Genomic DNA, 24019 nt, shown 5'->3' on the forward strand with positions numbered 1-24019 from the left:
GCCGACCCCGCCGTCCCCACCCCCGACACGTGGGCACTACCGTGAACACGGCAATCCCGCTGGTCGGACGGCGCCCGGGCCGGACGGTGCGGCGGGGAGCCGCCGTCCGCGGGGCGGATGCGGCGCGTCCGGAGGACGGACGGGCCGGTCAGGGCAGGACGACGAGGAGGACAGCGGTGGGCGGAGCGGACGGCAGCGCGGCGGGTGGCGGCGCGCGGATGCCACGGCTGCGCCTGGACGAGCTGCTGGGGGAGCTCCAGTGGCGGATCGACGCGGCGCGCGGCACCCAGAACCGGGTGCACAACCTGCTGGAGGCGGTGCTGGCGGTCGGGCGTGAGCTGGACCTGGCGCAGGCGCTGCACCGGATCGTGGAGGCCGCCGCCGACCTGGTGGACGCCCGGTACGGGGCGCTCGGCGTGATCGGCCCCGACGGGCACACGCTGTCGCAGTTCCTGACGGTGGGCCTGTCGGAGGAGGAGATGGCCGAGATCGGCCCGCCGCCGTCGGGCCGGGGCATCCTGGGCGAGCTGATCCGCGAGCCGCAGCCGCTGCGCTGCCCGGTGCTGTCGGACCACCCGGCCTCGGTCGGCTTCCCGCCGAACCACCCGCCGATGCACACCTTCCTGGGGGTGCCGGTGCGGGTGCACGGCGAGGTGTTCGGCAACCTCTACCTGACCGACAAGCGCGGCGGGCTGGACTTCGACGAGGACGACGAGGCGGTGATCTCGACCCTGGCGGTCGCGGCCGGCGTGGCGATCGACAACGCCCGGCTGTACGAGGAGGCGCAGCTGCGCCAGCGCTGGCTGCGGGCCAGCACCGAGATCACCCGCAGCCTGCTGTCGGGGGCGCCGCGGCTGGAGGTCGTCGAACTGATCGCCCGCCGGGCCCGGGAGATCTCGGGCGCCGAGCTGGCGGACGTCTCGGTGGCGCTGGCGGGCCCGGAGGAGCGGGCCGAGGAGCTGACCGTGGAGGTGGCGCTGGGCGGCACACCGTCCGCCCGGCTGGGGGTGACGGTGCCGGTGGACGGCACGCTGTCCGGCGCCGCGTACGCCTCGGGTTCGCCGGCCACCAGCGACGAGCTGGCCTGCGACCCCCGGTTCTCGGCCGGCCCGGCGGGCCGCTTCGACGGGCTGGGCGCGGCGGTGGCGGTGCCGCTGGGCACCGGGGCCGGGTACGGGCGGGGCGTGCTGCTGCTGGCCAGGGCGCAGGGGCAGCCGGCCTTCGGCCCCGAGGAGACCGGCCCGCTGCTGGGCTTCGCCGACCAGGCCGCGCTGGCCCTGGAGCTGGCCGAACGGCGGCGCGACGCCGAGCAGTTGAACCTGCTGGAGGACCGCGACCGGATCGCCAGGGACCTGCACGACCTGGCGATCCAGCGGCTGTTCGCGACCGGGATGACGCTGCAGAGCGCGGGCCGGCTGATCGAGAGCCGGGCCGCCGCGGACCGGGTGGCCAGGGCGGTGGCCGACCTGGACGAGACCATCAAGATCATCCGCTCGACCATCTTCGGCCTGCGCGCCCACAGCGAGCCCGACCGCGGGCTGCGCGCCCGGGCCTCCCGGGTGGTCACCGAGGCCCAGGGGCCGCTCGGTTTCGCGCCGCGGCTGAGCATGGAGGGCCTGCTGGACACCGACGTGCCGCAGGAGCTGGCCGGGCACGTGGTCGCCGTCCTGGCCGAGGCGCTCAGCAACGCGGTCCGGCACGCCGGGGCGTCCCGGGTCGAGGTGACGCTGCGCGCCGTGGCCGGCCGGGTCGCGCTGACCGTGACGGACGACGGCGTGGGGGTGCCCGAGGGCGGGCGGCGCAGCGGGCTGCGCAACCTGGCCGAGCGCGCCGAGCGGGTGGGCGGCGACTTCACCGTGGAGCCGGCCGAGGGCGGCGGCACCCGGCTGGCGTGGGAGGCCCCGATCGGGTCCTGAGGCCTCCGCACCCAGGGGCCCTCGGGGGGCGGGCGCTCCTCAGGCCCGCAGGGCGCGCCGCTGTCGAAGAAGGACAGGTCAGCAGGGGAAACGGTGACGGCCGGCTCAGTCATGACGCCAATTTTAGGTCGGGTGACCTATATTTGCCTCCATGAGCACCGAACCCGTTGCCGACGGCCTGCCCGTGCCCCCGTCCGCCCCCGCCGTCAGGCTCGCACAGGACCTCGTCCCGCACGACCGATTCGCGCACGACCGCCTCGTCCACGACCCCGAAGGCCCCGTGCTGCTGGTCGGCGGCTACGGCACCGTCGGCACCGAACTCGCCCGACTCGCCTCCCCCGACTGGCCGTTGCTGCTGACCGGCCGCTCCGAGCAGCGCGGCGCCGCCCTCGCCGCCCAGCTGGACGACGCCGCCGCCCGGCGCTGGGACCTCGCCGACCCCGAGCCGTTCACCGCCGCCGTGCGCGCGGTGGTCGGCGTGGTCAACGACCCGGACGACCGGGTGCTGCGGGCCGCCGTCCGCGCGGGCGTCCCGTACGTGGACGTCACCCGCTGGACCGCCCGGCTCCAGCGCGCCGCCACGCTCACCGCGCTGCTGCGCCCGACGGCCCCGGTGCTGCTCTCCTCCGCCTGGATGGGCGGGGTGACCAGCCTGGTCGCCGCCGCCCTGGCCGAGCGCCTCGGCGGGGCCGAGCAGGTGGAGACCGCCATCCGCTGGGACCTCGCGGACCGGGCCGGCGCCGACTCGGTCGAGTTCATGGACCGCCTCGGGCTCGACTACGAGGTGGTCCAGGACGGCCTGCGCCGCTCCGTCGCCCCGCTCAGCCGCCCGCGCACCGTCCGGATCGGCGACACCCCGACCCTGGTGGCCGGGATCGACACCCCCGAGCAGTTCACCCTCCCGCTCACCCTCGGCGCCACCACCGCCGCCACCCGGATCGGCTTCAGCTCCCGCTCCTCCACCACCGCCCTGCTGGCCGCCCGGCGCGCCGGGCTCTTCCGCTGGGGCCGCGGCGAGCGCTGGGAGCCGGCCCGCCGCGCGCTGCTCTACTCCCCCGGCGAGGGCGGCACCGCCCGGCTGCGCACCGACGTCGGCAACGGCGGGCGCGTGCTCACCGCCACCGTCGAGGACCGGGCCGGCCAGGCCCACCTCACCGCCGTCGGCGCCCTGCTGGCGCTGCGCCGGGCGCTCGGCGCGGACGGCGCCCCGCCGCCGCCCGCCGGGGTGTGCTTCCCCGAGCAGACCCCGGTCCCCGAGCGGGTGCCGGCGGACCTGGCGGCGCTGGGCGTCACGGTCGCGGTCGCCGAAGGGCGGCGCGGCGTCGGGGCCGCGGCATGAGCGGCGTCCGGGGCCTGAGCGGCAAGGGCGCCCAGCGGCGGGAGCAACTGCTCGACACGGCGGAGGAGTTGCTGGTCACCGCGGGCGGCACCGAACTCTCCATGCGAGCGGTGGCCACCGCGGCGGGCGTCCGCCTCGGCCATCTCCAGCACTACTTCCCGACCCACGCCGAGCTGGTGGCCGCCGTACTGGACCGCGTCCTCGCCCGTTCGGTGGAGCGCCTCGCCCCGCTGCTCGACCCGGCCCGCGAGGAGGACGCGCTGGTCCGCGAGATCCTCGCCGACCAGGAGGACCCGCGGCTGGTCCGGCTGTTCGCCGAACTGTGGGCCCTGGCCGCCCGCGACGCCTCGGTGGCCGGCGCCGTCCAGGCCTTCTACACCCGCTACCGGGAGCTGGTCGCCGCCTTCCTGGCCGAACGCCACCCGGCCCTCGGCGAGGAGGAACGGCACGCCCGCGCCCGGGTGTTCATCATGCTGGTCGAGGGCGCCTCGCTCTTCCGCTCCGGCCTGGCCGGCACCCGGGACGAGGCCGCGGACGCCGAACTCCTGCGCACCGCGCGGGCGTTGCTGGGGCCGTGAGGAGGCTCCGGCGGGGCCGGCTCAGCTCAGGCAGCGGCCGATGACCAGTTCGGGGCGGATCCGGATGCGGACCGTGCCGCCCGGGTCGGCCGCCTTGCCGGCCGGGCGGACCTGGGCGCGGCCGAGGACGGTGACGAACCAGCCGGAGCCATCCCGGCCGTCCACCTCGTCGGCCTCGAAGGCGATCACGGCGCCGTCGACCGCGCGGGCCAGTTCGGAGCCGGCCGGGGCCGAGAGCAGGACGCCGCCGTGGGCCAGCCGGAAGGGCACCGGGAGGACGGCCGGGAGGGCGTCGACGGTGTAGACCACCCGGCCCACGGCGGCCCGGCCCAGCAGTTCCAGGGCCCGCTTCCGGTCGAGTTCACGGAGTCCGGGAAAGTCGGGACGGTCGTACGAGGAGGGCCGGGGGGACGGGACGCGGTCGCGGTTCATGCGAGCGATGCTCGCCCGGGCCCGGGGCCGGTCGCGAGGGCCGATGGTCCCGGCGGGGCCCGGGCGGGGGCCCCGTCCGGCAGGTCTTCGGCCCCGGGTCCTGAGCCCGGGGCCGAAGGCCCGTTCGGCCCCGGACGGAGCCGAACGGCAGGGGTCAGTACCGGCCGGAGCGCAGCACGGAGGGCTGGGCGGCGGCGGTCTGACGCAGCTCGGTGGCGATCAGGGCGGCCTGCACCCGCCGCTCGACGCCCAGCTTGGCGAGCAGCCGCGAGACGTGGTTCTTGACGGTCTTCTCGGCGAGGTAGAGCCGCTCACCGATCTGCCGGTTGGTCAGACCCTCCCCGATGAGTTCGAGGACCTCCTGCTCGCGCGTGGTCAGGCCGGGCCCTGTGGTGACCGGCTGGGCCGGCTCGGCGTCGCTGCGCAGGCGGTTGAGCAGCCGGGTCGCGGCGCCGGGGTCGAGCATCGAGCGGCCGGAGGCGACGGTCCGGACCGCGGCGACCAGGTCGGTCCCGCTGATCTGCTTGAGCACGTACCCGGCGGCGCCCGCCATCACGGCGTCCAGCAGCGCCTCCTCGTCGTCGAAGGAGGTCAGCATCAGGCAGGCCAGCCCGGGCATCCGCGAGCGCAGCTCGCGGCAGACCGAGACGCCGTCGCCGTCGCCCAGCCGGACGTCCAGCACGGCCACGTCGGGCCGCAGCGCGGGCACCCGGACGAGCGCCTGCTCGGCCGTCGCCGCCTCCCCGACCACCTCCAGGTCCGGCTCACCGTCCAGCAGGTCGTGCACCCCGCGGCGCACCACCTCGTGGTCGTCCAGCAGGAACACCCGGACCGGCGCCGGGGCTCCGGCACCCTCCGTCTTGGTCGCCATCACGCGGCTCCACCTTCGTCACCCCCGCACACTCCCAGCGGGGCCCAGGGCATCATCCCCCGGCCCCGGCCGCGAACCCAGGGCCCAACGGCCCCATTCGGACCGGGCCACAGTGCCCGGGGAGCCGGGGCGCGGGCGCCCTCAGCGCCCCTGGCGCCGTACGTTGCCCAGCCCCACCAGCAGGAAGGCGAGCGCGACGCCCACCCCGCAGACCGCCGCGAGCGCCACCCTGGGCACCACGGCACCGCCGCCCGAGAGCAGGATCGCCACCGCCCCGAGCGAGGCGACGGCCGCGCCGACCACCAGCCAGCCGGCCAGGGCCAGCGTCGGCGGCCGGTCGGAGCGCGGGGCGGGCCCGGCGTCCAGGGCCTCCCAGCGGGCCGCCGTCTCCCGCACCTCGCGGTACCGGTCGAACAGGGCCCGCAGCCGCAGCGCCGCGCCGCCGACCAGTCCGGCGAGCGCGATCTGCGCGGCGGGCCGCCAGTCCGCCACGACGAGCAGCAGCCCGCCCGCCAGCGCGAGCCCGGCCCACCAGAGCACACAGGCCGCGGCGGCCGTACGGGTGGAGCGGGGCCGGTCGGCGCCGGCCTGGAGGTCGGCGATGGCGGGCAGGTACCAGACACAGCCGCTCGCGGTGAGGGCGGCGGTGCCGATGGCGAGAACGGTGTGGTTCACGACCCGGCCTTCCTGGTCACGAAGGGGTGGGAGAAGGGGGGCCGTCCCCGCCCGCCCGGGGGCAACGGTGGGCGGGGACGGCGTTCGGGGGGAGCGGCCTCAGCCGCCCGCGCCGGGTGGGCCGGCGGGCCCGGACGGCCCCGCGGGCAGGTCGGCGGCCGCCGCCGCCCGCGCCCGGTCCGCCCGGCTCAGCGGCCGGTCGTACTTCGCCGGCTCCACGTCGCCCAGGTGCTTGGCGGGCTCGCCGCTGTGCACCAGCACGTCCTGGGCCGCGATGTCCGGGTGGTGGAGGTCGAAGGCCGGGGACTCGGAGCGGATCCGCGGCAGCTTGACGAAGTTGTGCCGGGGCGGCGGGCAGGAGGTCGCCCACTCCAGCGAGCGGCCCCAGCCCCACGGGTCGTCCTCGGTGACCTTCCCGCCGTACTTGGCGGTCTTCCAGACGTTGTAGAGGAACGGCAGGATCGACAGGCCGAGCAGGAACGAGCCGATGGTCGAGACCGTGTTCAGGGTGGTGAAGCCGTCCGACGCCAGGTAGTCGGCGTAGCGGCGGGGCATGCCCTCGGCACCCAGCCAGTGCTGGACCAGGAAGGTGCTGTGGAAGCCGACGGTCAGGGTCCAGAAGGTGATCCTGCCGAGCCGCTCGTCGAGCTTCTTGCCGGTCATCTTCGGCCACCAGAAGTGGAAGCCGGCGAACATCGCGTAGACCACGGTGCCGAACAGCGTGTAGTGGAAGTGCGCGACCACGAAGTACGAGTCGGAGACGTGGAAGTCGATCGGCGGGGCCGCGAGCAGCACGCCGGTCAGGCCGCCGAACAGGAAGGTGACCAGGAAGCCGACCGTCCAGAGCATCGGGGTCTCGAAACTCAGTGAGCCCTTCCACATGGTGCCGACCCAGTTGAAGAACTTCACTCCGGTCGGGACGGCGATCAGGAACGTCATGAAGGAGAAGAACGGCAGCAGGACCTGTCCTGTGACGTACATGTGGTGCGCCCACACCGTCACCGACAGGCCGGCGATGGCCACCGTCGCGGCGATCAGGCCGGAGTAGCCGAACATCGGCTTGCGGCTGAAGACCGGGATGACCTCCGAGACGATCCCGAAGAACGGCAGCGCCAGGATGTACACCTCCGGATGCCCGAAGAACCAGAACAGGTGCTGCCAGAGCATCGCCCCGCCGTTGGCGGGGTCGAAGACGTGTGAGCCGAACTTGCGGTCGCACTCCAGCGCCAGCAGCGCGGCGGCCAGCACCGGGAAGACCAGCAGCACCAGCACCGAGGTGAGCAGCACGTTCCAGCAGAAGATGGACATCCGGAACATGGTCATTCCGGGTGCGCGCATGCAGATGATGGTGACGATGAAGTTGACGGCGCCGAAGATGCTGCCGAAGCCGGACAGCGTCACGCCCATGATCCACATGTCCGAGCCGACGCCGGGCGAGTGGATCGCGTCGGACAGCGGCGCGTAGAGGAACCAGCCGAAGTCGGCGGCGCCCTGCGGGGTCGCGAAACCGGCCGCGGCGATCAGCGAGCCGAACATGAACAGCCAGTAGGACAGCATGTTCAGGCGCGGGAAGGCGACGTCGGGGGCGCCGATCTGGAGCGGCATGATCCAGTTGGCGAAGCCGGTGAACAACGGCATCGCGAACAGCAGCAGCATCACCGAGCCGTGCATGGTGAAGGCCTGGTTGAACTGTTCGTTGGAGAGGATCTGCGTTCCGGGCCGGGCCAGTTCGGCGCGCATGACCAGGGCGAGGATGCCCCCGATCAGGAAGAACGCGAACGAGGACACCAGGTACATGGTGCCGATCGTCTTGTGGTCGGTGGTGGTCAGCAGCCTGACCAGGGCCGAACCGGGCCGCCTGGCCCTGACCGCCGCGGCCGGAAGGGCCGTCGGCGGTGAGGTGGGGTCGCCCTGTGCCTGAGTGGCGCTCAAGGACGCACTCCTTCGGAACATCGTGCGGATGGATGGCGATCCATGATCCGAACTGGCCGCCCCCGCACCCCAGGGCCGTTGGGCCCGGCCGTCCCGGGCCGCTGGGCCCGAGTTCCCCGGCCCCCGCCGGGACTTCCCGACCGGGCGCCCAGGGACCTCCTGACCCGCCGTCGGGTGCCCGACCCCCGGCCCGCGTCCGCTCGGGCCGCGCTCACCGCGGCGCGGAGCCCCGGTCGAGAACCGCCGGAACGCCTCCCTCCCCACGGCGCCGGACGCCCGCCCGGCGGCTCCCCGCGCACCGTTCGTCCAGCGGGCGCGGCCGGCCGCCGTCACTCCGTCCGATCGCCCCCGCCGAGGCCCTGGACCTGCTCGGACGGATCGTCGGCACCGGCCGGACCGGCGCCGACCGCGCCGCCGCCCTCGGCCTGCTCGCCGACCTGGAGGAGCTGCTGCGCCGTCAGTAGCCCCGGGCGTCCAGCCGGGCGAGCTGCCCGCGCTCCAGCGCCGCGTACACCGTGCCGTCCGGGGCGACGGCGATGCCGTGGGGCTCGGCGCCCTCGCCCGGGACGGGGTGGCCGTCCAGCCGCCCGTCCGGGGTGAGCACCCCGATCCGCCCGGCGCCCCACTCGGTGAACCAGAGCCGGCCGTCCGGCCCGGCCGCGATCGCGTGCGGCCTGGCCGAGCGGTCGGCCAGCGGGTGCTCCGTCACCTCGCCGTCCACGGTGATCCGCCCGACCAGCCCGCCGCCGATGCCGACGTACCAGAGCGCCCCGTCCGCCCCCGCGGTGATGCCGACGGGCGCGGTGCCCCCGGTCGGCAGCCGGTGGACGGTCACGTCGCCGTCCGTCCCGATCCGGGCCACCGCGTCGGCCTGGTTGAGGGTGCACCACAGGGCGCCGTCCGGGCCCGCGGTGATCAGCGACGGGAAGGCCCCGGCGAGCGGCAGCGGGTACTCCGTCACCTCGCCGTCCACGGTGATCCGCCCGACCCGGTCCGCGTTCAGCTCGGTGAACCAGAGCGCTCCGTCGGGCCCGGCGGCCACCCCGTACGGCCCGGCCCCCGCCTCGGCCACCTCGATCAGTTCCATCCGACCCCTCCCCCAGCTATTGCGACTATTGTCGCGTTAATGATCCTTCCACGCCCGCCGCACCGACGGCAACCGACAATCGGGCGGCGCCCTCCTACTCCCCCGCCTCCACCGCCCGCCCCGGGTCGGCGCGCAGGACCGAGATGACGCCCACTCCGGCCGCGCAGACCGGGACGGCGAGCAGGGCGCCGATGATCCCGGCGATCCCGGAGCCGGCCACCACGGCGACCATGATGGTGGCCGGGTGCAGCTCCACCGTGCGGCTCTGGATGACCGGCTGGAGGACGTTGCCCTCGATCAGCTGCACCGCGAGGACCACCCCGAGCGCCCAGAGCGCCGTGCCGAGGCCGCCGTCGGCGAGGGCCACCAGGACGGCCACCGTGCCGGACAGGAAGGCGCCGACGAACGGGATGTAGGCGCCCATGAAGACCAGCGCGCCCAGCCCAGGCGCGCCCGGCACCCCCAGGGCGACCAGGCCGATGGTGATGAAGCTCGCGTCGATCAGGGCGATCATCGTGGTGCCGCGCATGAACCCGGCCATCGCGTCGAACGCCCGCTCCGCGCAGGCGATCACGGTCGCGGCGCTGCGCTCGGGCAGGTAGGAGCGGATGGCGTCGCCGGTACGGTGGCCGTCCCTGAGGAAGAAGAACACCAGGGCGAGCGACAGCACCCCGCCGGCGATCAGCTGGGTGAGCAGGCCGAGCCCGGAGAGCACCCCGTTGGTGAGCGTGGACACCAGCGAATTGGTCTCGCCCTTGGCGTTGCTCAGCGCGTGCTGGATCTTCGCCCCGAGCGGGCCCAGCCAGTCGGCCAGCCGCTCCCCGGCCTCCTGGAGCGAGGAGGCGATCTGCGGGGCGCTGTGCACCAGGGAGTTGACCAGCAGCGCGATCACCCCGCCGACGGCGGCGACCAGCACCGTGCAGGTCAGCCCGGCGGCCAGGCCCCGCCCGACGCCCCGGCGCACCAGCCACGGCACCACCGGGTAGAGCAGTGAGGCCCCGAGCAGCGCCAGCACGAACGGCACGGTGGCGGCCCGCAGTTCGACCAGCGCGAAGACCACCAGTGAGGCGACGGCGAGCAGCAGGATCACCGCCACCGACCACGCCGCCGCCTGCCGCAGGCCCGGCGGCAGCATCAGGTACGGCCTGCGGTGGTCCGGCCGCCGCTGCTCGCCGGGCGCGCGTTCCACGGACACGGCCACCTCCGCCAGGGTCGTCGACGATTGGGAACCGACCCAGCTCAGCAGAGGTTCGGGGGGCCCGCCCGCCGGATCGGCCGCGAGCACCCGAACGGGTTACCCGACCGCCTCGACCCGTACCACGCCGCCCCCGCCGGCCCCCGCGAAGGCCAGCACCCGCTGCGCCTCGGCCTCCGCCGCCTGCCGGTCGGCCCGGCCCAGCGGCGCGAACGGCACGACGGTCACCTCCTGGTCGCCGGCCAGGCGCCAGGTGCCGGCGACCAGCCCGTCCACCAGCAGCGTCCCGTGCACGATCCCGTTCTGGGTCATCACCCGGCCCCGGTGCTCCTCGGACAGCACCCGGGTGCGGTCGGCGTGCGAGAGCAGCAGGTTGTCGAACGGGGCGACCAGCCGCACCGGCGCCGGGGTGTCCGCGTCCGGCCTGGGCGCCTCGGGCAGGTCGTACAGCTGCCGCCCCTGCTCGTCCCGGAACGCCGCCAGGTCCGGCGCGAGCCGCCGCAGCACCGGGGCGAGGCCGGCCAGGCCGCACCACTTGCGCAGGTCGGCGGCGGAGGCCGGACCGAAGGCGGCGAGGTAGCGCCGCACCAGCTCGTCCTGGCCGGACGAGGGGTCGAGCGGGCGGCCGAGCCAGGCCTCGGCGGTGGTGTGGGCGGCCGGGCCGCCGCGCCCCCACAGCCCGCGCGGCGGGACCTGCACCAGCGGCAGCCGGCAGCGGGCGGCCTGGGCGAGCGCGGCCGGGTCGCGGTCGGGGCGGCTCGCGGCGAGCAGCGCGCCGAGCTGCTGGAAGGTGCGGGGCTCCTCCTCGACCAGGGTGCGGGCCTCGGCGGCGAGCGCGTCCAGGTCCAGCCCGGTGAGCGGTTTGCCGTAGGTGGTGCGCAGCGCCTGGTCGAGCATCGGCTGGAGCAGCGGGCGCAGCGTCAGGCAGTCCTCGGCGGTGACCAGGTGGATGGTGCCGCGCTGGAGGGCGATCCTGACCACCGCCCGCTGCTCGATCAGTGTGCTCAGCTGCTCGGGCGTGAAGCCGTCGATCCGGGCGAGCAGGCCGAGGTAGGGCGGCTGGGGCGCCGCCTGGGCCTGGAGCCCGCCGAGGTGGTGGACCAGCGCGGCGGGCGCCAGGTGGCCGCGCGTGAGCAGGTGCTGGCGGGCCAGCAGGGCCCGGCCGAGCGCCCGCCGGCCCAGGACCGGTCCGCTCACCGGCCGCCGTCCAGCACCGAGCGCAGCACACCGATCCGGTTGGAGGTGAGGGAGGCGACGCCGGTGTCGCGCAGCCGGCGCATGGTGCGGCGCAGGTCGACGGTCCAGGTGGAGACGGCGAGCCCGCGGTCCGCCGCGGCGGCGGTGAAGTCGGGGGTGACCAGGCCGAACGGCGGGTTGAGGTAGCGCGGGCGCAGGTCGTCCAGCAGGGCCCGTACGGGCATCCCCGGCTGCTTCCAGGTGAGCGCGATCTCGGCGTCCGGGCTCAGCTCGCGCACCGCGAGCATGGCGGTGGTGGGGCCGCAGAAGGCGACCAGCCCTTCGGCGCCGAGTCCGGCGACCACCGACCAGGCGGCGGCGACCGGCCCCGCGTCGTCCAGGTCGATCAGCAGCCGGCGGCCTTCGGCGTCGGCCACCGCCTTGAGCGCCTCGGCCAGGGTGGGGACGGCGAGCGGGCCCTGCCGCAGCTCCTCCAGCTGTTCGGCGGTGACCCGGTCGATCGCCCGCGGGTCGCCCCAGAGACGCTCCAGGGTGCGGTCGTGCAGCAGCACGGGCACCCGGTCGCGGGTGAGCCGGACGTCCACCTCGACGGCGTCCGCCCCGGCGGCGAGCGCGGACTCGACGGAGGGCACGGTGTTCTCGCGGAAGCGGTACGGGTCGCCGCGGTGGGCGACGGCGAGGGGCTTGACGAGGGGCCGGCCGAGCGGCTGGGCGACGGCGTTCATCGGATCCTTCCCGAGAGCCAGGGGGTGAGGCTGTGGACTCCGACGCCCTCGCGGTAGCTCGGCTCCCCGGGGACGGTGACGACCAGCGTGGTGGACGGCGGGAAGGTGCGCACCCGGATGTGCACCAGGTCGGACCAGACGGCGTTCAGGAAGCCGGGGACGCGGTCGCGGTCGACGTCGAAGGCGATGCCCTCGACCGTCACGGCGACCTCGTCGTGGGTGAACAGCCGGACGGTGACGGCGGGGCTGCCGTCGAACTCCAGCAGCGCCTCGTGCGGGATGTCGTCCAGCTGTTCCCATCCCTGACCGCCCGGGCCGCCGGGCCCGTCCGGGCCGACCAGCCCGGCGAAGGTCCGGTCGCGGCCGATGTCGTGCTGGGCGCGGACGGTGCGGCCGTGCCGCCCGGCCACGGCCTCGATGGCGGTCACGGCGCTCTGGGTGGTCGGCAGGTGCGGGGGTGTCATCCGGTCCTCTCGCTTCGGCTTCGGGCGGTTCGGCTTCGGGTCGTTCGGCTTCGGGCTGTTCGGCTTCGTCCGGCGCGTCCGCGGACGCCCGGGTGGGCCCTCAGCGCCGTTCGATCATCACGTTGGTGGACTTGATGACCGCCGTCGCGGGCGCGCCGGGGACCAGGTTGAGCTCCTCCGCCGACTCCCGGCTGATCAGCGACACCACCCGGAACGGACCGGCCTGGACCTCCACCTGCGCCGCCACGTCGCCGAGCACCACGTCGGTGACGATCCCGGGGAAGCGGTTGCGGGCCGAGGACGGCCGGCCCTCGGCCTCGGCGGTCTCCGGCCTGGCCAGCTCCCGGGCGAAGGCGGCCAGCTCGGCGCCCGGGATGATCCGGTGGCCGTGCTCGTCCCGCGCGGCGGCGACCCGCCCGGCGTCCACCCAGCGCCGCATGGTGTCGGCGCTGACGCCGAGCAGCGCCGCGGCCTCGCCGATGCGGTACGGGTTGGCCGGCGCGTCGGGCTGGCCCATGTGCGTCTCCTGACGGTGGTTCGGGGTCGGAGGGCAGGTGCCCCCGCGCCATCCTGCCGTACCGGTGGCGCGGGCGGGAACGCGAGGGCGGCCGGCGCCGCCGGTGGCCGTCACGGTTCGCCGAAGAGGTCCCGCCGCACCGCGTCCCCCGCGGTCAGCACCGCCCCGGCGAGGATCGCGCCGCCGCCCGCTGTCCCGGCCCGCACCTCGGTGCTCAGCGGGGAGAGCTCGGCCAGCCGGCGCTCGACCCGGCCGGCCAGCTCGGGCCCGCCGGCCCGGCCGATCTCGCCGCCGAGCACCACGCAGCCGGGGTCCAGCACCACGCAGACGCTCGCCGCGCCGATCGCGACCCGCTCGGCCAGCCGGTCCAGGAACTCCTCGCCCGCCGGGCCGGCGGCCAGGGCGGCCCGGACGGCGGCCTCGGCGGCGGGCGCGTCCCCGGCGCGGCCGACGGGCAGCCCGTGGGCGCGGGCCAGCGCGCAGATCGCGGCGCTGCCGGCCAGGTCGTGGAAGCCGCCCTCGCAGCTGTCGGCGCTGGGCAGGCCGACGGTCCCGGGGACGGGCAGGAAGCAGATCTCGCCGGTGCCGCCGGAGAAGCCCCGGCGCAGCCGCCCGTCCAGGATGACGGCGGCGCCGACGCTGTGGCCGAGCCAGAGCAGGACGAAGGTGTCGCGGTCGCGCGCGGCACCGACCCGGTACTCGGCCCTCCCGGCCAGGTTGACCTCGTTCTCCAGGATCACCTCGGTGCCGGGCAGCTCGCGCAGCGCGCCGAGCAGTCCGGTGTGCCAGCCGGGGAGCTTGCCGGTGTTCCGCAGCCGCCCGGTGGCCGGGTCGACCAGGCCGGGAGCGCCGACCGCGACGGTGTGCAGCCGGTCGACGCCGACGCCGCGCGCGGTCTCCAGCAGAGTGGCGACGATCGTGCCCGCGGTGTCCGGCCCGCCGCCGTCCTCGACCGGGACCTCGGCGGTGGCGAGGCTGCGCCCGGCCAGGTCGGCGACGACCAGGCTGACGCCGCCGGAGCGGACGTCGAAGGCGGCGATGTGGGCCCGGGAGGCGACCAGCGCGTAGAGCCTGGCGTTGGGGCCGCGCCGCTGCTCGCCGCGCTCCCCGACGACGGCCACCAGGCCGGTGCGCTGGAGGCGTTCGAGCAGGTCGGCGACGGTCGGCCGGGACAGGCCGGTGAGGTCGCGCAGCTCGGTCGCGGTCAGGGGGCCCTGTTCGAGCAGGAGGTTGAGCGCCAGCCGGTCGTTGATCGCCCGGGCGGTGCTCGGCGTTGCCGTACGCGCGGTGGTCATGGAGGTTCATCCTTCCAGAGTGTTTCTATCAGGTTCCCTTCCTGATAATTTATCGCCATCAACAGGGCACTGTCGCGCCCCCACCGCGCGACCGGGAGGGAACACCGAATGAGCGGGACCACCGCACCACCGCCGCCGGAGCCGCTGACCGCACCGCGCCGGGCCCGGGCGAGCATCGCCCTGGTCTTCTGCGTCCACGGGGCCGTCAGCGGCAGCTTCGTCACCCGCATCCCGTGGATCCAGGACCGCCTCGACCTCTCCACCGGCCAGCTCGGTCTGGCCCTGGTCATGCCCGCCGTCGGCTCCTCCCTCGCCATGCCGCTGGCCGGCCGCTTCGTGCACCGCTACGGCGGCCGGGCCGCGGTGCGCGGACTGATCTCGCTCTGGTGCCTCGCCCTCGCCCTGCCCGCGCTCGCCCCCTCGCTGCCGGTGCTGTGCGCGGTGCTGCTGGTGTACGGCGCCACCGCCGGGATGGCGGACGTCGCGATGAACGCGCAGGGCGTGGAGGTCGAGGAGCGGCTCGGCCGCTCGATCATGTCCGGCCTGCACGGGATGTGGAGCGCGGGCGGCCTGCTGGCCTCCGGCTTCGGCATCCTCGCCGCCCACCTGGACCTGGACGCCAGGATCCAGCTGGCCGTCACCGCGCTGGTGCTGCTCGCCCTCGCCCAGCCCGTCTGCCGCGGCCTGCCCGACATCCGGGCGCACGAGGGCGCGGAGGAGCCGCCCCGGTTCGCGCTGCCGCCGCGCAGCTCGCTGGTGATCGGGCTGGTCGGCTTCTGCGCGGTGTTCGCCGAGGGCGCCTCGATGGACTGGAGCGGTGTCTACCTGCGGGACGTCACCGGCGCCTCGGCCACCGTCGCCGCCGCCTCGTACACCGCCTTCTCCCTCACCATGGCCGTCAGCCGGCTCGCCGGGGACGCGGCGATCCGCCGCCTCGGGGCCGTCCGCACCACCCGCATCGGCGGCGCCGTCGCCACCGTCGGCGGCCTGCTGGTGGTCGCCGCCGACAGCCCGGCGCTGGCCATCCCCGGGTTCGCCCTGATCGGCGTCGGCATCGCGGTGATCGTCCCGCTCGCCTTCGCCGCGGCCGGCCGGATCGGCACCAACCCCAGCCAGGCCATCGCGGGCGTCGCCACCGTCACCTACACCTCGGGCCTGGTCGCCCCCGCGATCATCGGCGCGCTCGCCCAGGCCACCTCGCTGACCGTCTCCTTCGGCCTGGTCACCGCCCTCGCCTGCGCCCTGCTGCTGAGTGCCGGGGCGCTGCGGCTGGCCGAACGGAATTCCACCGGGGAGAACGTGACCGCAATGTCACCGGAAAAGCCTTCCGGAAAAGATCTCTCTTCGATATGATCGTGAATTCCCGAGGGAATTCCCCGCTAAGGTCTCGAACCGCCGGGCGCAGCCGCGCCCGGCGGTTTTTCCGTGCCCCCGACTCCGTGCCCCCGTTTCCGTACCCCCGCGAGAGGGATTCCCCGTGTGCTACGACCCGGACGCCGCCCCGCCCGCCTTCAGCCCCGCCCTGTGGCCCCTGGCCGAGGCCGCCCCACTCACCCTGACCTCGGCCGACGGCACCGAATTCGGCGCCTTCCTGGCCCGCCCCGAGGTCGCCACCGGACCGGGCGTACTCGTCCTGCCGGACAACCGGGGCCTCTCCCCGTTCTACCGGCACACCGCCGCCCGGCTCGCCGAACAGGGCCACCCGGCCCTCGTCCTCGACTATTACGGACGCACCGCCGGAGCCTTCCCGGAAAAGCGTCCGGCGGAATTCGGCGAACTGCCCGGCCTGCTCCCCCACCTGCTCGCGCTCACCCCCGGGGGCCTGGACGCCGACCTCACCGCCGCGCTGGAGCGGCTGCGCGCCGTCGGGCCGGCCGAGGTGGTCGCGCTCGGCTTCTGCTTCGGCGGGCGGCAGGCCTTCCGCGCCGCCGCCCCGCGCTTCGGCCTGGCCGGCGCGGTCGGCTACTACGGCTACCCGGACACCCTCGCCGGCGCCCCGGGGCCCACCCAGCTGGCAGGGGAGCTGACCGCCCCCGTCCTCGCGTTCTGGGGCGGCGCCGACGAGCACATCCCGGCCGCCGCCGTCGCGGCCTTCGACGCGGCGCTCACCGCCGCCGGCTGCCCGCACGAGTTCGTCAGCTATCCGGGTGCACCGCACAACTTCTTCGAGCACGCCGCGGTCGAACACGCCGGGGCGGCCCTGGACTCGTGGCAACGTCTGCTGCGCTTTCTCGCCCGGCCGCACTGACCCGCCGCCCGAGCGCACTCAATCCCCCCTTTCACGGAGGTCGACCCGATGTCCCGTCGAACCCGCCTCTCCGCCATCACGGCACTCACCGCCGCCGTCCTCGCCACCGCCGCGGTGGCCCTCACCGCCCCGCCCGCCGCCGCGGCCGACTTCGGCCCCGCCGAGATCCGCACCGGCGGCTACCCGGGGCCGGACGACCTCTGCCTGGAGGTCGCCGACTGGCGCGTCGACGACGGCGCCCCGGTCCGGATCTGGACCTGTACCGGCGGCGACAACCAGAAGTGGACCCAGACCGACCGGGGCTGGATCAACCAGCACAGCGGCAAGTGCCTGGAGATCCCGGCCTTCAGCACCACCTGGGGCACCCAGGCCGACCAGTGGACCTGCAACGGCGGCGACAACCAGAAGTGGAGCGACCCGCCCGCCAGTCACCCCGGCACCCCGCGCCGGATCGTGAACGGCCACAGCGGCCTGGTGCTCGACGTCGCCGGCGGCCGTCTCGCCGACGGCACCCCGGTGATCCAGTGGGAGTACCAGGCCGGCGCCAACCAGTTCTGGCACTACAACCCGGCGAAGGACCCGTACAGCTGAGCCGCCGCCCGGGCCGGGGCAGGGGCCGCGCGCGGGCACCGGTTACGCTTCGGCGGTGTCCGAGCCCGATGCCGCCCCCGCACCTCCCGCCGCGACCCGGCCGCCCGCCGGCGCGCCGCGTTCACCGTGGTGGCGGTTCGCGCTGCTGGTGGCGGTGCTCGCGGCGACGGCCGGGTCGCTGCTGCTGTGGAGCCCGACGCAACTGCTGTCCGACGGGCCGGCGGACCGGATGCCGGCGTACTGGTCCGGCCCGCTGTTCGCGCTGGTCTACGCGGTGGGGACGCTCGCCTTCGTGCCCCGGCCGGCGCTGAACGCGGCGGCCGGGCTGCTGCTCGGCATCCAGCAGGGCGTGGCGCTGGCGGTGCTCGGCACCACGCTCGGCGCCGCCCTCGCCTTCGCGCTCGGCCGGGGCCTCGGCCGCGACGCGCTCCGCCCGTACCTGCGCGGGAAGGTGCTCGGCTCGCTGGACCGGCGGTTCACCGAACAGGGCTTCCGCAGCGTGCTGGTGCTGCGGCTGCTGCCCGGCATGCCGTTCCAGGCGGCCAACTACGGCGCGGCGTTCTCCGGGGTCCGCTTCCTGCCCTTCGTGGCCGCCACCGCGGTCGGTGTGGTGCCGACCACGGCGGTGTACGTCACGGCGGCGGCCAGCGCGGGCCGGCCCGGCTCGGCGGCGTTCCTGCTGTCGGCGGGGGTGATCGCGCTGCTGGTGCTGGGCAGCGTGGTGGGGCTCTGGCGGACGGCCCGGGCCCGCGGCCGGGCTGCGGCGGGCTGAACCACCCCACCGGCCCGGCGCCGCAAAATCGTTCGCGCCCCCGGTCACGGGAGGCCAGGATGGCGCGCATGACCGGACTCGACCCGCGGGTGGACCCGCCGATGACGGCCGACGAGGCCGCCACCCTGACCGCCTTCCTCGACTACCACCGCGGCACGCTCGCGCTCAAGTGCGCGGGCCTGACCGACGACCAGCTGCGACTGCGCTCCGTCCCGCCGTCCAACCTCTCGCTGCTGGGCCTGGTCCGGCACATGGCGGAGGTGGAGCAGTACTGGTTCCAGTCCGTCCTGCTCGGCCGGGAGATCACCGACCACTACTGGAAGCCGGAGAACGAGGACGGCGACTTCGACGACGTCGACACCGCCGACGCGGCGGCCGACTTCGCCGTCTGGCAGGCCGAGATCGAGGCCGCCCGCCGCGCGGTCGACGGCCTTCCGCTGGACACCGTCGGCAAGAACCCTCGCCGCGGGCAGCCGGTGACGCTGCGCTGGATCCTCGCCCACATGGTCGAGGAGTACGCGCGACACAACGGCCACGCGGATCTTCTGCGCGAGTTGGTCGACGGCTCGACCGGCGAGTGAACCGACGGGTGAAATCGTTTCCGCATTGTTGACAGAAGGTCAATTACCCGGTGACCGCGACCGATAAGGTCAACGCGCGCAACCGTACGGTGCGGCGCCGCGTCAGTGAGGAGTGCCCGGGTTCGCCCGGGTTTCCGGCGCGGCACGACTCGTACGGGGGTCGCGAGCGGGCACGGGACCGGTGAACAGTGCGATACTCGGACAGTTCCGACGAGTGGATGACGTGTCAAGAACGGCACCCACCCCCGGGGGACCAGGACGGGACGAGGCAGGGAGGCGCGGCATGGGAGCACTTCGCGACGAGCACCACAACGGGTGGCTGATGCCCTCGGGACACTACCCGGCCGCGGTGTACGACGACGAGTGGGTCGACCAGGAGACGGTTCCGGCCGCCCCCGCGCCCACGAAGATCGTCTCCCTGCGGCCGACGGGGTTCGAGGCGGCCCGGACGGTCGGTGAGCACATCCGGGCGAGCACCCCGGTGGTCATGGACCTCACCGAGATGGCGGAGGCCGAGGCCAAGCGCATGGTCGACTTCGCCTCCGGACTGATCTTCGGCACCCAGGGCGGCATCGAGCGGATCGCCAAGAGGGTCTTCCTGCTCACCCCTGCCGACGTCGAGGTCATGGTGATCGACCGCCCGATGGACGACACCGGCTTCTACAACCAGAGCTGAGCCGCCGCCCCGCGGCCGACAGCGGCAACCCCCGGAACCGGGGACGGTACACCCACCGTCTCCGGTTTTTTGCCGCCCTCCCGCCGCGACCCCACGCATCACCTGAGATCCCAGGCGCATGAATGAGACATGGATGTCTCACATGAACTATAATCGGCGCATGGCCACCGATCGCGACACCGTCCTGGAAGCCGCCGTCGGTGTGCTCTCCCGCCGCCCGACCGCCCACCTGGACGAGATCGCGCGCGCCGCCGGCATCAGCCGCGCCACGCTGCACCGGCTCTTCCCCGGTCGCGACGCGCTGATCCGCGAGGTCGGCCTGCTCGGGCTGCGCCGGTTCGCCGCCGCCCTGGACACCGCCGAGGTCGAGGAGGGCGACGCCGAGGCGGCGCTGCGCCGCCTGGTGGACGCCGCCGTCCCGGACGCCATGCTCTGCGCCTTCCTGGCCGGCGAGAACCAGCTCTACGAGCACGACGACATCAACGACCTCTGGGAGGTCCAGATCGCCCGGCTGCACGCGCTCTTCCTGCGCGGTCAGCAGCAGGGCGTGTTCCGCATCGAGCTGAGCGCCGCCTGGCTGAGCGAGGCCTTCTTCGACCTGGTGGCCGGCGTCGGCTGGTCCATCCAGGACGGCCGGCTCGCCCCGCGCGACGCCGCCTTCTCGCTCGCCGAGCTGTTCCTCGGCGGCGCGCTGCGCAGACCGGACGCCCGCACCACCACCCCCGTTCCATCCGTCCCCGTTCCCACCACCCACAGCACCGCCGACCACAGGCCGGACACCGATAAACCATGAACACCCTGACCGCCCGCCAGCGCTGGACCGGCCTCGCCGTCCTCGTCCTGGCCGTGACCGTGGTCGCCCTGGACGCGACCGTGCTCTCCCTCGCCATCCCGTCGATCAGCGAGACGCTGCGCCCCAGCGGCACCCAGCTGCTCTGGATCGGCGACTCCTACTCCTTCGTGCTGGCCGGACTGCTGGTCAGCATGGGCGCCCTGAGCGACCGGATCGGCCGCAAGAAGCTGCTGCTGGCCGGGTCCGCCGCCTTCGGCGTCGCCTCGCTGCTGGCCGCCTACGCGCCGAGCCCGGGCTGGCTGATCCTGGCCCGCGCGCTGCTCGGCGTCGCCGGGGCGACGATCATGCCCTCCACGCTCTCGCTGATCCGCAGCCTCTTCCCCGACGACCGGGAGCGGGCCACCGCGATCGGCATCTGGGGCGCGGCCGCCACCGCCGGCGCCGCGCTCGGGCCCGTGGTCGGCGGGGTGCTGCTGGAACACTTCTGGTGGGGCTCGGTGTTCCTGCTGAACATCCCGGTGCTGATCCTGCTGCTGGTGTTCGGCGCCTGGCTGCTGCCGGAGTCCAGGGACCCGAAGCCCGGCCGCTGGGACGTGCTGAGCGTGCTGCTGTCGCTGGCCGGTGTGATCGGCGTGGTCTACGCGATCAAGGAGGCCGCCGCGCACGGCGTGGACCGCTGGGACGTACCGGTCACCTTCGTGCTGGGCGCCGCCGCGCTGTTCGTCTTCGTCCGCCGCCAGCTGCGGCTGGAGACCCCGCTGCTCGACGTCAGGCTCTTCCGCGACCGGCGGTTCACCGCGGCCGTCTCGGCCTCGCTGATCTCCCTGGTCGGGCTCTCCGGCGTGATCTTCGTGGTCTCCCAGTACCTCCAGCTGGTCCGCGGCTACCAGCCGCTCCAGGCGGGCCTGGCCGAGCTGCCGGCCTTCGCCGGCTCGGTGGCCGGTGGCCTGCTGACCGCCCGGATCGCCCGGCGCTTCGGCGCCCGCAGGGCGCTGACCGCCTGTCTGCTCGCCATGGGCCTGGGCGTCGGCGCGCTGGGCTGGCTCCAGCAGGACACCACCTACCTGCTGCTGGCCGTGTCCTTCCTGGTGGTCGGAACGGCCGAGGGCGTGGTCTACACGCTCGGCGCCGACCTGGTGCTGGGTACCGCGCCCGCCGACAAGGCCGGCGCCGCCTCGGCGGTCTCCGAGACCGCGTACGAGCTGGGCACCGCGCTCGGCATCGCGCTGGTCGGCTCGGTGGTCGGCACGATCTACGCCGGCGGGCTGGTCGTCCCAGCCGGGGCCTCGGCGGAGACCGCGGCCCGGGCCGGCGAGTCCCTCGGGGCCGCCGTGGAGACGGCGAACGGGCTGCCGGCCGACCTGGCGCAGCCGCTGCTGGCGAGCGCGAGGGACGTCTTCGTGCACGGCATGAACAGCGCCGGGCTGCTCGCCGGGGCCCTGCTGGTCGGCGCGGCCGTCCTGGCCTGGCGCCTGCTGCGCGGCCTGTCCGCGCCGACGGCGGCGGAGCCGGTCGAGGTCGAGGTCGCCGCACCGGAGAAGGCCGACGCGTAGCCGGGACTTGAGAAGACCCGGAGGCCCGGAAACCCGGAAACCCTGAGAACGGCCGTTCCCCCGGAGGGAACGGCCGTTCTCGTTCACGGAGCGTTCGTTCTCTACGAGGCCCCGAAGGGGAGTTCCAGCTCGGCCCAGACCACCTTGCCGTCCCGGGTGAGCCGGCTGCCCCAGCGCTGGGCCAGCTCGCTGACCAGGAACATCCCGCGCCCGCCCTCGTCCTGCTCGGCGAAGGGGCGCAGCTGCGGCGCCTGCCCGCCGGCGTCGGCGACCTCCACGGTGAGCACCCGGTCGCGGAACAGCCGCAGCCGGCGCGGGGCGTCGGCGTGCAGCAGGGCGTTCGTGACCAGTTCGCTGACCAGCAGTTCGGCGTAGTCGGTGAGCGCGGCCAGGCCCCAGGCGTCCAGGGTGGCGCGGGTGAAGCGGCGGGCCGTGCCGGGCAGCCGGCCGCCGCCGCTGAGCGGCAGGGTGGCGATCCGGTCGGCGGGCAGCGGCAGCACCCGGGCCATGATCATCGCGATGTCGTCCTCGGTGCCGTCGGTGACCAGCGCCCCGAGCACGGCGTCGCAGCTCTCCTCCAGGGTCCGGCCCGGCCCGGACAGGGTGCGGGCGAGCCGGTCGATCCCGGCGTCCAGGTCCTGGCCGCGCCGCTCGACAAGGCCGTCGGTGTAGAGCGCGACCATGCCGCCCTCGGGGATGGTGAACTCGATCGACTCGAAGGCCACCCCGCCGACGCCCAGCGGCACCCCCGGCGGCACGTCCACGACGGCGGCGGTGCCGTCGGGGGCGACCCGCACCGGCGGCAGGTGCCCGGCCGAGGCGACCTGGACGGTGTGCTCCAGCGGGTCGTACACCGCGCAGATACAGGTGGCGAACTGGCCCTCGCCGATTCCCGAGGCGGTCTCGTCCAGCCGGGTGAGGACCTGCTCGGGCGGCATGTCGAGGGTGGCCAGGGTCCTGGCGACGGTGCGCAGCTGGCCCATCGTGGCGGCGGCCCTGATGCCGTGGCCCATCACGTCGCCGACCACCAGGGCGACCCGCCCGCAGGACAGCGGCACCACGTCGAACCAGTCGCCGCCGACCTCGCTGACCACGCTGCTGGGCAGGTAGCGGTAGGCGATCTCCAGGCCGAGGGTGCGGTGCACCTCCTGCGGCAGCAGGCTGCGCTGGAGGGTGAGCGCGGTCTCCCGCTCGCGCCGGTAGAGCCGGGCGTTGTCGAGCGCCAGCGCGGTGCGGGCGACGAGTTCCTCGGCGAGGGCGACGTCGGCGGCGGTGAACGGCTCGGGGTTGCGCATCCGGATGAACTCGGAGCCGCCGAGCACCATGCCCCGGGCGGTGATCGGCACCATCAGGTACGAGTGGATGCCCGCCGCCATCCCGGGCGCCACCCGGTCCTCGCTGGCCACCAGTCCGCGCAGCGCCTCCTCGTCCACGTGGGCGCGCAGCAGCGGCTTCCCGCTGCGCAGGCACTGGACGTAGCTGCGGTCGGGTGAGTACTCGGAGGTTTCGCCGACGATGTCCACGGCGCTCGCGAGGCCGGTCTCGTAGGACTCCCCGACGGCGACGGCGCGCAGCGTGATGGTCTTGTCGGAGGGGATCGCGGTGGGCTCGGCGCCGCGCAGCACCGGTTCCAGCAGGTCGACGGTGGCGAAGTCGGCGAACTTCGGGACGACGGCCTCGATCAGTTCCTCGGCGGTGCGCTGGAGGTCGAGGGTGGTGCCGATCCTGGCGGTCGCCTCGGCGATGGTGGCGAGCCGCTCCTGGGCCTTGGCGGCGCGGGCCTCGGCCTGGAAGCGCTCGGTGACGTCGATGATCGAGGAGCAGACCCCGAAGATCCGGCCGGTGGAGTCCTCCAGCCGGAAGTAGGAGGCGGACCAGGCACGGTCCCGCGTGGGGTCGCCGGGGACCCGGCCGTGCGAGCGGGCGTCCACCACGGGTCTGCCGGTCTTCAGCACCTGGCGCATGATCTGTTCGATCTCGCTGCTGTTGATGCCGGGGAGCACCGCCGATATCCGGCGGCCGAGGTGGGCGGCCACCGGCACGCCGTTCATCAGGGCCAGCGACTCGTTGATCCGGACGTAGCGCAGCCCGGTGTCGTAGACGGCCATGCCGATCGGTGAGCGGTCGAAGACGCCGTCCAGCACCGCGAGGTCGGCCTCCACGGCGTGCAGGGCGCGGGTGTCGGAGGCGGTGGCGAGCAGCAGCAGGGTGCCGGCCGGGCCGGCGATGGGGTAGGTGCGGAACTCCAGGTCGACCTTGTGTCCGTCGCGGTGGCGCACCGGGAACACGCCGGACCACCCGGGGCCTTCCATGATCCGCTGGAACAGGCCGAGCACCTCGGTGCGGTCGGACTCGTCGGTGAGCAGCCGGGCGGCGTGGCTGCCGACGGCCTCCTCGGCGGGGTAGCCGAGCAGGGCCTCGGCGTCCTCGCTCCAGTGCAGGATCAGTCCGTCGTCCTGGAGCAGGGCCGTCGCGAGCGGGACGAGGCGGTGGCCTTCGGGACGTTCGCCCCCGGGGCGTGCGGGGTCGTCGCCCGGTGCCGGGCCGGCGGCGTCGGTCGCGTCCCACTCGTGTCCGTGCAT

At 74.8% G+C, this 24019-nt stretch carries 23 protein-coding genes; 11 read left to right on the plus strand and 12 right to left on the minus strand.

Annotated elements, in window-relative coordinates; genetic code table 11:
• The first annotated feature begins 218 nt into the window (after positions 1-218).
• The 3 genes from ACZ7C5_RS28250 to ACZ7C5_RS28260 all read left to right on the plus strand — a co-directional run bounded on the left by ACZ7C5_RS28250 (position 219) and on the right by ACZ7C5_RS28260 (position 3833).
• The gene (locus tag ACZ7C5_RS28250) at positions 219-1916 is read left to right on the plus strand and encodes a sensor histidine kinase (RefSeq protein WP_401090354.1); all 1698 of its coding nucleotides are present in this window, start codon (positions 219-221) and stop codon (positions 1914-1916) included.
• A 280-nt stretch (positions 1917-2196) separates the two neighbouring features.
• Positions 2197-3255 (plus strand): saccharopine dehydrogenase family protein, encoded by a 1059-nt coding sequence (locus ACZ7C5_RS28255; RefSeq protein WP_470323744.1) that lies wholly within the window; start codon positions 2197-2199, stop codon positions 3253-3255.
• Positions 3252-3833, plus strand: a complete 582-nt coding sequence (locus tag ACZ7C5_RS28260) for a TetR/AcrR family transcriptional regulator (RefSeq protein WP_470323698.1) — start codon at positions 3252-3254, stop codon at positions 3831-3833. Before ACZ7C5_RS28255 ends, ACZ7C5_RS28260 begins: the two co-directional genes overlap by 4 nt.
• Positions 3834-3854: 21 nt before the next feature.
• On the opposite strand, the gene ACZ7C5_RS28265 is transcribed toward ACZ7C5_RS28260, so the two are convergent.
• The 11 genes from ACZ7C5_RS28265 to ACZ7C5_RS28315 form a co-directional block, all read right to left on the minus strand.
• Complete coding sequence (locus tag ACZ7C5_RS28265) at positions 3855-4265, minus strand: pyridoxamine 5'-phosphate oxidase family protein (protein ID WP_470323699.1); 411 nt, start codon at positions 4263-4265, stop codon at positions 3855-3857.
• Between the two features lie 154 nt (positions 4266-4419).
• Complete coding sequence (locus ACZ7C5_RS28270) at positions 4420-5136, minus strand: response regulator (protein WP_401090228.1); 717 nt, start codon at positions 5134-5136, stop codon at positions 4420-4422.
• A gap of 141 nt (positions 5137-5277) precedes the next feature.
• Positions 5278-5811 (minus strand): hypothetical protein, encoded by a 534-nt coding sequence (locus tag ACZ7C5_RS28275; RefSeq protein WP_470323700.1) that lies wholly within the window; start codon positions 5809-5811, stop codon positions 5278-5280.
• A 99-nt stretch (positions 5812-5910) separates the two neighbouring features.
• Complete coding sequence (gene ctaD, locus ACZ7C5_RS28280) at positions 5911-7764, minus strand: aa3-type cytochrome oxidase subunit I (RefSeq protein WP_470323701.1); 1854 nt, start codon at positions 7762-7764, stop codon at positions 5911-5913.
• Between the two features lie 436 nt (positions 7765-8200).
• Entirely contained in the window at positions 8201-8830 is a 630-nt protein-coding gene (locus tag ACZ7C5_RS28285; protein ID WP_470323702.1) for a Vgb family protein, read from the minus strand.
• A gap of 94 nt (positions 8831-8924) precedes the next feature.
• Positions 8925-10031, minus strand: a complete 1107-nt coding sequence (locus tag ACZ7C5_RS28290; protein WP_470323703.1) for an AI-2E family transporter — start codon at positions 10029-10031, stop codon at positions 8925-8927.
• 93 nt (positions 10032-10124) lie between these two features.
• Entirely contained in the window at positions 10125-11222 is a 1098-nt protein-coding gene (locus tag ACZ7C5_RS28295; protein WP_470323704.1) for a winged helix DNA-binding domain-containing protein, read from the minus strand.
• Positions 11219-11947 (minus strand): glycerophosphodiester phosphodiesterase, encoded by a 729-nt coding sequence (locus ACZ7C5_RS28300; protein ID WP_401090216.1) that lies wholly within the window; start codon positions 11945-11947, stop codon positions 11219-11221. The genes ACZ7C5_RS28295 and ACZ7C5_RS28300 overlap by 4 nt, the downstream gene beginning before the upstream one ends.
• Positions 11944-12411: a hypothetical protein gene (locus ACZ7C5_RS28305; RefSeq protein ID WP_401090214.1), complete on the minus strand. Its 468-nt coding sequence runs from the start codon at positions 12409-12411 to the stop codon at positions 11944-11946. The genes ACZ7C5_RS28300 and ACZ7C5_RS28305 overlap by 4 nt, the downstream gene beginning before the upstream one ends.
• Positions 12412-12511: 100 nt before the next feature.
• Entirely contained in the window at positions 12512-12928 is a 417-nt protein-coding gene (locus tag ACZ7C5_RS28310) for a TOBE domain-containing protein (RefSeq protein WP_401090212.1), read from the minus strand.
• A gap of 110 nt (positions 12929-13038) precedes the next feature.
• Complete coding sequence (locus ACZ7C5_RS28315) at positions 13039-14223, minus strand: ROK family transcriptional regulator (protein WP_401090210.1); 1185 nt, start codon at positions 14221-14223, stop codon at positions 13039-13041.
• Between the two features lie 108 nt (positions 14224-14331).
• Here ACZ7C5_RS28315 and ACZ7C5_RS28320 point away from each other — a divergent pair, with 108 nt between their 5' ends.
• The 8 genes from ACZ7C5_RS28320 to ACZ7C5_RS28355 all read left to right on the plus strand — a co-directional run bounded on the left by ACZ7C5_RS28320 (position 14332) and on the right by ACZ7C5_RS28355 (position 21437).
• Positions 14332-15576 (plus strand): MFS transporter, encoded by a 1245-nt coding sequence (locus ACZ7C5_RS28320; RefSeq protein ID WP_401090208.1) that lies wholly within the window; start codon positions 14332-14334, stop codon positions 15574-15576.
• Between the two features lie 124 nt (positions 15577-15700).
• Entirely contained in the window at positions 15701-16471 is a 771-nt protein-coding gene (locus ACZ7C5_RS28325) for a dienelactone hydrolase family protein (RefSeq protein WP_401090206.1), read from the plus strand.
• A 48-nt stretch (positions 16472-16519) separates the two neighbouring features.
• Positions 16520-17062: an RICIN domain-containing protein gene (locus tag ACZ7C5_RS28330; RefSeq protein ID WP_470323705.1), complete on the plus strand. Its 543-nt coding sequence runs from the start codon at positions 16520-16522 to the stop codon at positions 17060-17062.
• Between the two features lie 55 nt (positions 17063-17117).
• Positions 17118-17834, plus strand: a complete 717-nt coding sequence (locus tag ACZ7C5_RS28335; RefSeq protein ID WP_401090203.1) for a TVP38/TMEM64 family protein — start codon at positions 17118-17120, stop codon at positions 17832-17834.
• A gap of 68 nt (positions 17835-17902) precedes the next feature.
• Entirely contained in the window at positions 17903-18415 is a 513-nt protein-coding gene (locus tag ACZ7C5_RS28340; RefSeq protein WP_470323706.1) for a DinB family protein, read from the plus strand.
• Positions 18416-18698: 283 nt separating this feature from the next.
• On the plus strand, positions 18699-19091 hold the full coding sequence (locus ACZ7C5_RS28345) for a cell division protein SepF (protein ID WP_188299444.1): 393 nt from the start codon (positions 18699-18701) through the stop codon (positions 19089-19091).
• 160 nt (positions 19092-19251) lie between these two features.
• Positions 19252-19884 (plus strand): TetR/AcrR family transcriptional regulator, encoded by a 633-nt coding sequence (locus tag ACZ7C5_RS28350; RefSeq protein WP_401090199.1) that lies wholly within the window; start codon positions 19252-19254, stop codon positions 19882-19884.
• The gene (locus ACZ7C5_RS28355) at positions 19881-21437 is read left to right on the plus strand and encodes an MFS transporter (RefSeq protein ID WP_401090197.1); all 1557 of its coding nucleotides are present in this window, start codon (positions 19881-19883) and stop codon (positions 21435-21437) included. The genes ACZ7C5_RS28350 and ACZ7C5_RS28355 overlap by 4 nt, the downstream gene beginning before the upstream one ends.
• 101 nt (positions 21438-21538) lie before the next feature.
• Here ACZ7C5_RS28355 and ACZ7C5_RS28360 read toward each other — a convergent pair whose 3' ends face one another.
• On the minus strand, positions 21539-24019 hold the full coding sequence (locus ACZ7C5_RS28360) for a SpoIIE family protein phosphatase (protein WP_401090195.1): 2481 nt from the start codon (positions 24017-24019) through the stop codon (positions 21539-21541).

This window comes from Kitasatospora sp. NPDC036993 (assembly GCF_055607525.1).